This window comes from Clostridium sp. KNHs214 (assembly GCF_000744935.1).
Lineage (GTDB): Bacteria > Bacillota > Clostridia > Clostridiales > Clostridiaceae > Haloimpatiens.
This window is the reverse complement of record NZ_JQMW01000011.1, coordinates 1,048,079-1,059,455: the sequence shown is the minus strand read 5'-3', so window position 1 is coordinate 1,059,455 and position 11,377 is coordinate 1,048,079. Positions and strand designations below refer to the sequence as shown.

The 11,377-nt window shown below is 28.6% G+C and carries 11 protein-coding genes; 10 read left to right on the top strand and 1 reads right to left on the bottom strand.

Features of this window, described 5'->3' with window-relative positions; translation table 11 throughout:
• The first annotated feature begins 234 nt into the window (after window positions 1–234).
• On the top strand, window positions 235–441 hold the full coding sequence (locus CC89_RS13480; protein ID WP_035292914.1) for a hypothetical protein: 207 nt from the start codon (window positions 235–237) through the stop codon (window positions 439–441).
• Between the two features lie 319 nt (window positions 442–760).
• On the opposite strand, the gene CC89_RS13475 is transcribed toward CC89_RS13480, so the two are convergent.
• Window positions 761–1,147: a thioesterase family protein gene (locus CC89_RS13475; protein ID WP_035292912.1), complete on the bottom strand. Its 387-nt coding sequence runs from the start codon at window positions 1,145–1,147 to the stop codon at window positions 761–763.
• Between the two features lie 640 nt (window positions 1,148–1,787).
• On the opposite strand from CC89_RS13475, the gene CC89_RS13470 reads away from it, so the two are divergent.
• The 9 genes from CC89_RS13470 (at window position 1,788) to CC89_RS13430 (ending at window position 11,305) form a co-directional block, all read left to right on the top strand.
• Window positions 1,788–3,062: a radical SAM protein gene (locus CC89_RS13470; RefSeq protein ID WP_035292910.1), complete on the top strand. Its 1,275-nt coding sequence runs from the start codon at window positions 1,788–1,790 to the stop codon at window positions 3,060–3,062.
• 319 nt (window positions 3,063–3,381) lie between these two features.
• A complete protein-coding gene (locus CC89_RS13465) occupies window positions 3,382–3,717 on the top strand; it encodes a PadR family transcriptional regulator (RefSeq protein ID WP_035292909.1) in 336 nt (111 codons plus the stop codon).
• Between the two features lie 18 nt (window positions 3,718–3,735).
• On the top strand, window positions 3,736–4,461 hold the full coding sequence (locus CC89_RS13460; RefSeq protein ID WP_051931780.1) for a hypothetical protein: 726 nt from the start codon (window positions 3,736–3,738) through the stop codon (window positions 4,459–4,461).
• A gap of 206 nt (window positions 4,462–4,667) precedes the next feature.
• The gene (locus tag CC89_RS13455) at window positions 4,668–5,561 is read left to right on the top strand and encodes a TrmH family RNA methyltransferase (RefSeq protein ID WP_081897056.1); all 894 of its coding nucleotides are present in this window, start codon (window positions 4,668–4,670) and stop codon (window positions 5,559–5,561) included.
• Between the two features lie 236 nt (window positions 5,562–5,797).
• Complete coding sequence (locus CC89_RS13450; RefSeq protein WP_035292906.1) at window positions 5,798–6,844, top strand: MerR family transcriptional regulator; 1,047 nt, start codon at window positions 5,798–5,800, stop codon at window positions 6,842–6,844.
• Window positions 6,845–7,093: 249 nt separating this feature from the next.
• Window positions 7,094–8,542 carry a UDP-N-acetylmuramoyl-L-alanyl-D-glutamate--2,6-diaminopimelate ligase gene (locus tag CC89_RS13445; RefSeq protein ID WP_035292904.1) on the top strand — a complete coding sequence of 483 codons (1,449 nt, stop codon included), beginning with the start codon at window positions 7,094–7,096 and terminating at the stop codon, window positions 8,540–8,542.
• Window positions 8,543–8,891: 349 nt separating this feature from the next.
• Window positions 8,892–9,662 (top strand): DUF2087 domain-containing protein, encoded by a 771-nt coding sequence (locus CC89_RS13440; RefSeq protein WP_035292902.1) that lies wholly within the window; start codon window positions 8,892–8,894, stop codon window positions 9,660–9,662.
• 187 nt (window positions 9,663–9,849) lie between these two features.
• Window positions 9,850–10,578 carry a LytR/AlgR family response regulator transcription factor gene (locus CC89_RS13435; RefSeq protein ID WP_035292900.1) on the top strand — a complete coding sequence of 243 codons (729 nt, stop codon included), beginning with the start codon at window positions 9,850–9,852 and terminating at the stop codon, window positions 10,576–10,578.
• Window positions 10,571–11,305 carry a sensor histidine kinase gene (locus tag CC89_RS13430; protein ID WP_035292898.1) on the top strand — a complete coding sequence of 245 codons (735 nt, stop codon included), beginning with the start codon at window positions 10,571–10,573 and terminating at the stop codon, window positions 11,303–11,305. The genes CC89_RS13435 and CC89_RS13430 overlap by 8 nt, the downstream gene beginning before the upstream one ends.
• Window positions 11,306–11,377 lie beyond the last annotated feature (72 nt).

Sequence of the window (11,377 nt, the reverse complement as noted above, 5' to 3'; positions counted from 1 at the left end):
AATTTAATAAAGCAAATAGTATGTTCAAAGAATATGATACTAGAGACGCTAAAATATTAAGAATTTAAGAATGTTAAGGTTGATTGACATGTTGCTAAGCTCAATTGGTAATAATTATTAAGTAGAAAATATAAACTTTCAATAGTAGTAGTAAAAAAATAAGGAAGAATTAGTAATGTCAAATATTTTAGGGCTTATTTAAGCATACTAAGACCATAAAGGAGAATGATAGACATGAAAGTAAAGATAGTATGCCAAAGAGATTATGAAACAAAAGAAGTAGAGCTACCTATGGATGAAAAAGCATTATTAAAGATTCAAGGGAGTGTACTTGATAGAGATACATTAGGATATATAACAGGAGCAGATGTAAAATATTATGATGAACATGGAAATGAAATAGAAAATATATTTCTTCTCAATAAGCAGCTACAAAAGTAAAAGTTTGAGGATTAGATACATGAAAATAAATAACAAGTCAAAGATGCAGGTATATTTTGTGTCAGACAAGGAAGCAGGTTCCGCCGCTAGTATAACTATCGGTGGGTTCTGCTGACGCAGTATGACGCAAAATAGACTAGCATACTGACTTGTTATTTATTTGAATGTGCCTTAATTTATGTAATAGGTATAACTACAATTTAATATAGTAAAAAACAGTAGCAAGCACTTGCAAGTAGGAGCTACTATTTTTTTGGAGCTTTTTTATAGTTAACACTAAAAGTGACAATTAAAATCTTTGATTTTGCTATTAGAATTCTTAAATTTTATCTAAAAAACTTTCTAAGTTAATTATATGCTGCTCATATGTTCCAAAACCTATTTTAAATTTTTCATTGAAAGCTTCTACATTGTAGCAAAGTTTTTTGCCTTCAATTGATGTCAATGTTGATTTTACGGTAACTTTCATGTTGATAGGTGTTGAATTTATATGTTCAACATTAATTTTTGTTCCAACAACTCTATAATTTTCAGGCATTTTATCCATTACTACATTTGCAGATGTATTTTCCATAAATCCAATCATACTAGGTGTAGACAACACATTGACACCTGTGTTTCCAATGACGTCTGCTGTATTTTCTGGTTTTACTATGTATTCATTAACGACAGTTTCTCCAACTTTGAAAAAAGTATTAAAATCCATTTACAATCATCCTTCCAACTGTTTTACTAAATTTTTATAATATAATTTATAAATTATTATATCATAGAATCTGTTTTTTGAAGTATGGGTGGGGAAATAGGCATACTTTTGCGAGAATAGATGACTTTGTTAAAAATAGAATGAATTTATATGTAATAAGCATAAAAGGCAGAGAAAATTAAAGATATGACTGAAAAATTTTTTTATAAGTGTGTGGTATTAAGAAAATTATATATGCTAAATTATAGGTTTAAGGCTACTACTATTTTAAGGAGTGGTAGCTTTTTTGGTGGGCAGGATGACTATTGTTAAATAAGTTATATGTTATGTAAATTTAAACTATGTGTAAAAAAATAATTTAGAAATGTACGGTAATAACATATGAAAATGCACATATATTTATAAAGTAAATAAATTCATATTAAATAAAAAACAAAAAAGAAAGGAGGGAAGAAGTATGACTAAAAAAAGATTTTTACAGTTTGTAGCAAAAGAAACTATAAAACTTCAAGGATGTGTATGCCGCAGAGGTATACCTGGTGAAGAACCATACTAGAATGAATAGCATTTAAAAATACAAAACTTATTTGACTGCGAATATATTATTTATTTGCAGTCATTATTATAGGAGGGGAAGTCCATGAACGCAGTATATCCAATTTTTTTAGGGGATAGCAATCTACATTATTTTGGGGATTGTTCTGTAGTTATAAGAGATACTGAAAAATACATGTTAGATGATATAGAAACATATATAGTAGAAAAGATAAATGGAAAAAATACCATAGATGACATAGCAAAAGAAATTGATACTGAATTAGAAATTGGTAATTTTGAAGATGTTAGAGAAAAAGTTTCTCAGTTTGTTGACAGTAAAAAAGAGTTTATTTCTAGTAGTAATGTACCTATACATAGTGAAATGTATGTAACAGGTAGCAAAAAAATAAAAATGCCCTATAATTTAATATTCAGCCTTACTAATAAGTGTCACCATAAATGTATTCATTGTTATAAGGAATGTAGTAATGAAAAGGAGGAATATATATCCAAAGATACAATTTTAAAAACTCTTAATTTTTTTAAGGGTAATTTGAATAGTATACAGCTTACAGGCGGTGAGCCTATGTTGCATGATGACTTTTATGAAATTTTAGATTTTTGTAAGGAGAATTTTAGAACAACTATTACCACAACAGGTACATTAATAAATAGTCAAAATGCTCATAGATTTAAAGGATTAAAGAATATTCAAATACCATTATACTCAGCTAATGAAGAAGAACATGATAAGTTTACTAGAGCTAAAGGGTCTTTTAGAAAAGCTATAACAGCTATTGAAGAACTTATAAAAAATGATGTTTATCCATCTATAGGCTCTATTTTAGCAAAGAATTCTCTTAAAGAGGCAGTAGATTTAATAAATTTATGTATAAAACTTAATATAAAGAGAATAAGATTTGGATATTTATTTCCACTAGGAAGGGCAAATAATACAAATAAGGATGATATATTATCAGAAAAACAAATTTTGAAGGTACTTAATTCTTTAAAAGAGGAGTATAAAGATAAAATAAATGTAGATTGTGATAAGGAAGATGAATATAATTCTGATTTTAATATGAGTCATGATAGTATACAACCCTATTCAAATTCCAAATGTCTTTTGTGCGGAGGAGGAACTTTTTCTTTAGCTATAAGTGGAGATGGAAACGTGAAACCATGTGAGATAGTTCCTGATGACGTTTTTTCTATGGGCAATATAATAAATGAAGATATTAAAGATATAATAGCCAATGAAAAATTTGAAAATTTACCAATATGCATGAGAAAATGGCAGAGTGAATTGCAAAATGAAGGAAAAGATATAGAAAGTGTATGTGTTCAGTTAAAAAATTACTGTCTTAAATATACGTAGAAGATAAATGGGTAATGCCAATCTATCCTATATCAGAAAATACATTTCATCATACATGGATAGATAAGGAATACAACTTTGAAAAAAATCAAAAGGGGGAACTTTATTTTGATGAAATTAAGAAAATTTGTTAGAGGTCACTAATAAAGTAAAAAAAAGTAGCTAATCCATTCGTGATGGGCTGCTTTTTTAATGTTCAAAAACAAATTAGAAATTTTAAGCAAAAAAGTATTGGTTTGTATTTACAAGTAGTATAATTAGTAATATACTTAGTAATACTAAGTATATAGAAATCTAATAATAGAGAGGGGTGAGCTCTTTGCCAGAATTGGATAATCAGCTAAAGAAGGGTACATTATCTATAATAATTTTAAAACTAATTTCAGAAAAAGATATGTATGGATATGAAATAATACAGCTATTAGATGAAATAAGTGAAGGATATTACAAATTGAAAGAGGGTACATTGTATCCAGTACTTTATAGGCTAGAGGATAATGGATTTATTAAAAGTTATAGTGTAGTACCAAAGGGAGAAAGAAAAATTCCAAGAAAATATTATAAAATTACTAAAAATGGAATTGAAGCTTATAGGAAGCAAATTGATATATGGAAATATTTTTATGGAATAACTAATAAAGTTTTAGGTATTTAGGGAAAGGAAGTGTTATAAATGAACAAGGACTTTCAGGATTACATTGACGGAATTGTAGATAGTATAGGGGTAGTTGGGAAAAAGAGAAAACGAATAAAAGAGGATTTATACGTATCTCTTATAGAAAAACAGCAAATTACTGGAGAAAATGATCCATATATTCTTCTTGGTGATCCGGAAGAAATTGCTGAAGAATTTAGAGAAAACCTAGAGGTTAGACAAAATACAAGAAATTGTTGGTGGTATGGACGGAGGTATAAATATGGATATGAGTATGTTTCTAAGGCAAAGATTTTTGGGATACCGCTCGTTCATGTAAATACAAAGCCTTTAGGAATAGCTAAAGGAATATTTTCATTTGGAAGTGTGGCTATCGGATTGGTTAGCCTTGGAGGTGTTTCTATAGGAGTCTTAAGTTTTGGAGGAATATCTTTAGCTATTTTAATGGCAATTGGTGGTGCGGCATTTTCAGGAATGCTATCCATAGGAGGATTTTCTGTAGCTTATGTAGCAAGTTTAGGAGGAGCGGCAATCGCAAAGCACATTGCATTAGGCGGATATGCAAGAGCAGATATAGCTATAGGAGGAGTAGCCAAAGGTATAGTAGCTATCTTTAACCAACATGGAACAGGTGAATATATGTTTAAGATGCCAGTAAATTCAAATGAGGTTATAACTGCTATAAAGCAAGTATATCCTAATATAGGGAAGCTTTTGTTAGAGTTTATTAGAAATTTTTTATAGAAAATGCTCAAAAGTCACCGTTGCTTGTCTCGGTGGTAGTTCACGTGGTATTCCATAACAATATAGGGATTGTGCAGAACTGTATTATAAATAACATAAACTTCAAAAAAGCTATCACTGAAGTAATAAAATGAGTGGTAGCTTTTTTGTAAAGAATGATATAGAAATGTTTTTTACCTATTATAGTAGTATAAAATTATATTAAAATGATTGTATCAGTGTTTTTAAGAAATTGGGGTGATACAATGGAGATAAATATTGAGGAGTTATATAGGGAGTTTTCTAACTTAAAATTTGTTGGCAGTAAAGAGCCTTCAGTAAGAAATATAAATAAATTAATAAAGAATAAAAAGATTGAGGATGAAAACTTATTTGTTATAGAAGGGCTATGGGCATATGAAAAGATAATTAATAGTAATATAAGAATAAAAAGTTTTGTGTTTTGCCCAGATTTTATTAAAAGCAAAACTATGCTTGAAATGGTCCGATTTATTGTTAGTGCAGCAGATAATTCATATTTAATATCAAGTAATCTATGTAGTAGATTAAGTAGTAGAGATAGTGGTGAGGGATTTTTTTTATTATGCAGTTTTCCCCAGTATAAACTTGATGATATAGAATTGAAGGAGAACAATTTGCTAGTAGTACTTGATGGATTGGCGAAGCCAGGGAATATTGGAACAATTATAAGGTCTGTTGATGGGGCTGGTGGAGATGGAGTAATTATTTGCAATAGTAATGTGAGAAAAACAAATCAAAAATTAATAAAATCAAGCATGGGGTCTAGCTTTATGCTGCCAGTAATAGATAAAGATGTAAAAGACGTTATAATGTGGCTTAAAAGTAATCAATTTAAAATTATTATTACTGATCTAAAGGCTAGTAAAAGTTATTATAATACTGACTATAAAGGGAGAACTGCCATTATTGTAGGAAATGAAATACATGGTATTTCAGACATTTGGAATAAATGCCAATGTGAAAGAGTAATAATACCTATGTTTGGAGGAGCAGATTCATTAAATGTAGGAGTTGCAGCCACAATAGTAGTTTATGAAGCAAGTTTTTGTCAAAAAGGATTAGTTAGAAAACTGGGATAAAAACTTGAACTACTCCTGATTTCCCAGTAGCAGATTGCAAAAGGACTAAAGATTTTATTTTATCATTAAAGTCAACATATGTTTGTGTTAAATTGAAATTATTCAATTTAATATTTACTAATAAAAATAGTTTACAGCAGTATTTAGAATTGAATTTCAATACAAAATATATATTTCCTTCTTGACCTTAGTCCAAGGCTAAGGTTTAGAATAACACTTGAAGGAGATGAGAGAATATGAAAAATTATTATAGCATAAATGAAGTGGCTAATATGTTTGATATAACAGCTAATAAAATTAGGCATTATGAGAAAAAAGGATTATTAGCTCCTTTAAGAAATGTAGACAATGAGTATAGAAAATTTACCGAGGAAGATATAATGAAGCTGCAGGCAATATTATTATATAGGTCTGTAGGTTTAACAATTAAAGATATAAAAGACATAATGCTTAATAATAATAGCAGTAACTATTTAAATCACTTTAATAGGGAGTGGCAGATTGTAAGTAATGAAATTGATAGATTAAATGTTGTAAGAAATTCTCTTGAAAGCATAATAGATAATATTTATGAATCAGATGAGTGTAAGGCAGATGATAATATATTAGATATTATAAAAAGTGCTAATGAATTAAGTGAAATTAAAAATAGTTGGAAGGACAGATGGGATTTTAATAGTTGGGCTGATAGTTATGATGAATCTGTAATGAAAGATAAAGGAGCGCTTAAGATATATGAAAATTATAACTTAATATTAGAAAATGTATATAATTTAGCTGTAAGTTCCATAATAAATGATTCTCGTATATTAGAGATAGGCGTTGGAACAGGGAATTTAGCTGGTAAATTTTTAGAGAATGATTATGATATAGTAGGAATAGATCAATCTAGAGAGATGCTTCGAGTTGCAAAAGAAAAATATCCAAAGTTAAAGGTTAGATTAGGAGAGTTTTTAAAAATACCTTATAGTGATAAATGTTTTGATATCATAGTCTCCACATATGCTTTTCATCATTTAAATAATGATGAAAAGTCTATAGCTATAAGAGAAATGCTTAGAGTATTAAGAAATAATGGAAAAATAATTATTGGAGATTTGATGTTTAAAGATAAACAGGGAGAAATAAATGTTGTAAAAAGGTTATCTAAAGAACAAATAGATGAAGTAAGAGATGAGTATTATTCGTATATTGATTTTCTAGAAGCTGAATTCTCAAAATTCAATAAAGAATTAAAATATAAAAAAATAGATGAGTTTAATTATATAATAGAAGTAAATTAAAGAGCGTACATAGATTTGTGTAAATCAAATCTATGTACGCTCTTTAAATTTATAATGATATAAAGCATTTTTTACAATGTTTATGGCAATTTTAACTATAAAACTAGTAAAAAATATCAATATAATAGATTATATAAAGCTGTATTATAAAATGTAAGCTATAAACTTATTTAACGTTACTTACTGCATTTGTAGAAGAGGAAGTATTACTTATAGATAATCAGAGAATAGGTTCATTGGAGGATGTATATGAAAGTAAAGGAATTATTAATTAATATTCCATACACAATAATGAGAGGCTCAGATGAAATAGATATCCACAGTATTGCATGGGATTCTAGAAGAGTTAAATCTAATGCATTATTTGTATGTGTAAAAAATAGAAATATAGACAGGCATGATTATGCCTGTGCAGCGGTTAATGCTGGTGCCATTGCATTGGTGGTGGAACATGAAGTGCAGAACATTCCAGAGAATATTACTATTATTAAAGTTCAAAATACAAAAGTTGTAGTAGCTAGTATTGCAAATACTTATTATAATGAGCCTTCTAAAAAATTCAATCTTATAGGTGTTACAGGAACAAATGGAAAGACTTCTGTGGCTATCTTTATATCAAAAATATTAGAAGGTCTTGGGCGTAAAGTTGGAGTTATTGGTACTATTGAAAATCGTATTGGAAATAAAACACTAAAAACCCAAAAGAAAAACCCCACAACTCCAGATGCTATTGAACTTCAAGAGTCATTTAATGAAATGATTGAATTAGGCGTTGAAGATGTAGTAATGGAAGTTAGTTCATCTGCGCTGAATAATTATAGAGTTTATAAATGTGATTTTGATATTGGCATATTTACAAATTTAACTCAAGATCATTTGGAAGAGCATGGAACAATGGAAAATTATAAAAACGCTAAAATAAAATTATTTAAAATGTGTAGGCTTGGAATTATTAATTATGACGATAAAGTTTCGTGGGATATAAAACAAAATGCTAAATGTGACATTATAACCTATGGAATCCATAACTCTTGTGATTTTAAGGCAAGAGATATATGTTATTCCCTTGAAGGTGTAAACTTTATATTGGATTTTCATGGTGTTTTAAAGAAAGTAAGGTTAAAAATCCCTGGGAAATTTAGCGTTTATAATGCTTTGGCAGCTATTGCAGCTTGTTATTTTCTATGTATACCTTTAGATATAATTATTGAAGAAATAAGTAATATTACTGGTGTAGCTGGGAGGTTTCAGGTAGTTCCCAATAATAAGGACTATCTGACTATAGTAGATTATGCTCATACTCCTGATGCCCTTAAGAATGTATTGAGTACTGCAAGAGAATTAACTAAAAATAGGATTATTTTAGTATTTGGTTGTGGTGGTAATAGAGATAAAACCAAACGGCCTATTATGGGAGAAATGGGGGGAGAGTTTGCAGATATGTGTTTTATAACTTCTGACAACCCAAGAAATGAAAATCCTACAGGTATCATAAATGACATTGAAGTAGGAATTAAAAAAACTAACTGCATATATGAGAAAATTCAAGATAGAAAACAGGCTATATATGCAGCTCTTAATACAGCTAGAACTGGTGACATAGTTATTATTGCTGGAAAAGGACATGAAAATTATCAGATTGTTGGGGAAAAACTTATACACTTTGATGATGCAGAGATAGTAAAGAGTTTTAAATGAGAATATATTTTAATTTGGATATTATACAATAATTTTATCTGTCTAAAAGAAGAATTTCTAAAATTAAATTTAAATAGTTTCTTTGCTCCTTATGCAACTCATTCCAGAGAAATTTCATAATTCAAGTAATGTAATACTTTTTGTGGGATAATTATTGTATATTATTCATTATAGGAATTATATGAAAAAACATTTATAATAGTAGCTCTTAGAAAGGGCTACTAATTTTTGTGTTAATAATTAAATAATATGTAGGCAAAATGAATAAAAGTTTATTTATATATAGACAAAATGCTGAATTTCACCTATAATTTATATAGAAATATATGAAATAGGGGAGTTGAATAGTATGAAGGAAAATAATAAAGAATTATTTTGGGATGCAACTATTGAAGAGGTGAAAAAAGGGTATATAGAGTTAGAGGAAGGCTATAAATGTATAATTTGTGAGGAAGAATTTGCAAAGGGAAGAATATATGAAATAGATTCTATTCTTTATGATTCAAGAAAAGCTACAGAGATGCATATATTAGAAAAACATGGTTCTACCTTAGAATATTTATTAGGTATGAACCCAGCATTTACAGGTATATCACAGGTTCAAAGAGAACTTTTAGTACTAATGGCTTCAGGATTAACTGATAAGGAGATTGCTGAAAAGTTAGGTGTAGCACAGTCTACTATAAGAAATCATCGCTATAAGTTACGTGAAAAAGAAAAACAAGCAAAATTATTTTTATCTATAATGGAATTACTAGCATTAAACACAAAGAAAAAGGTGAATAAATTGGATAAAGATACTCTATGTGATGCACATAAAACAGCAACTACACTAGATGATAGATATAACATTACTGATAAGGAAAGAAAAAGTACAATTAAAATTTATATGGATGAAAGTGGAGCGATAAAAACATTTCCTGCTAAGGAAAAGAAAAAATTAATAATTTTATCTGAAATAGTTAAGAATTTTTCCAAAGGAAAGAAATACTCTGAAAAAGAAATAAATAGAATTTTAAAAAGAATATATGAGGATTATGCAACTATTAGAAGGTCACTTATAGAGTATGGTTTTCTTGAACGTTCTGATGATTGCAGTAGTTACTGGGTAAAAGAATAATTTAAAAATAGGGTAACATTTTCTTGGTAGGATGCAGTGCTTTTTTCATTTGTCTTAAGACTTAATTTAGACATGTAATAATTATTAAATTCAAATTGTAGCAATGAAAATTCATGGAGCTAGGTAATTTACAGAATGTAATGAACATACATAAATGTGTTATAATTCATTATAGTGGGGTGAGAAAATGCTAGATAGAGTGAGTATTGCTATTATTGAAGATGAAAAGGTACAATTAGAACTTTTGAATAAATATGTTAAAAAATGGTCAAGTTCTAAGGGGATAAGGGTAAGCATAGAAAACTTTTATAATGCTGAAAGCTTTTATTTTAAATGGAGTATGGACAAAAGACATGAAATACTTTTATTAGATGTTCAAATGCCAGGAAAAAACGGTATTGAACTTGCCAAGAAGGTACGAAATGAAAACAGTGATGTAAAGATAATATTTATAACAGCAGTTACTGATTATATTCAAGCAGGCTATGATGTGGAAGCAATAAATTATTTAATAAAGCCAATAAAAGAAGAAAAGCTATATGAATGTTTAGATAGAGCCTTAGATAAAATTTCAAAGGAAGAAAAAGCAATTCTTATAGAGGCAGAGGGTGAATTTAATAAAATAAATCAGAAGGATATACTTTACATCGAGGCTTTTGCTCATTATATAGAGATAAATACCCTGCAGAATAAATATACCACTAGAAAAAGCATAGGGACTATAGAAAAAGAGCTGGATAAGAATATGTTTGTAAGATGTCATAGATCCTATGTGGTGGGACTTAGGTATATAAATTCTATAAAAAGTACACAGTTAGAATTAGATAATGGAGAAATTATTCCTGTAAGTAGGAGAAGATATCAGGATACCAATGTGGCATTTATAAAGTATTTTAGAGGTGATATAGATGAGTAGTAGGGGTATTATCCTTATAATTGTAGCTATTATAATTTTAATTGTTCTCTTGTTTTTTTTAATTAGATACATACTATTTAAATTAGTGGACAAGCGTATCTCTGATTATCAAGATGATCTTATAGCAAAGCACTATAACGAGGTGGAAAATATTTATAGAAAAATGAGGGGCTGGAGGCATGATTATCACAATCATATACAGACCATGAAAGCGTATCTTGAATTAGGAAGATATGAGGACATGAAAAATTACTTCAACGATTTAGATAAGGATTTGACCCAAATAGATAGAGTTTTAAAAACAGGAAATATAATGGTGGATGCAATACTGAATAGTAAACTATCCCTAGCAATTAGCCAAAAGATAAATATGAATGCTAAGGCAATAGTGCCTAAGAACCTTCAAGTAGCAGATATAGATTTATGTATTATCATTGGAAACTTAATGGATAATGCTATGGAAGCTACTCTTAAGATAGAAAATCCTGATGAAAGATTTATAAGGGTATACATAAGAGAGATGAAAAAGCAGTTATATATTTCTATAACAAATTCTAGTGGAGGAAAAGTTAAAAAGACAAGTCTAGGATATGTAAGCACGAAAATAGGGATAAACCATGGCTTTGGACTAAAAAGAGTAGATAGCATTGTGGCTAAATATGATGGATTTATAAATAGGCAAAATGAAGAAGGTGTATTTGCAACGGAGATTATTTTATCTATATAGTACCATTGGTGTTTTAAATATAACCATTGGTGCTTTTTTTATACATTAAAATCTTCGTATTGATATTATATA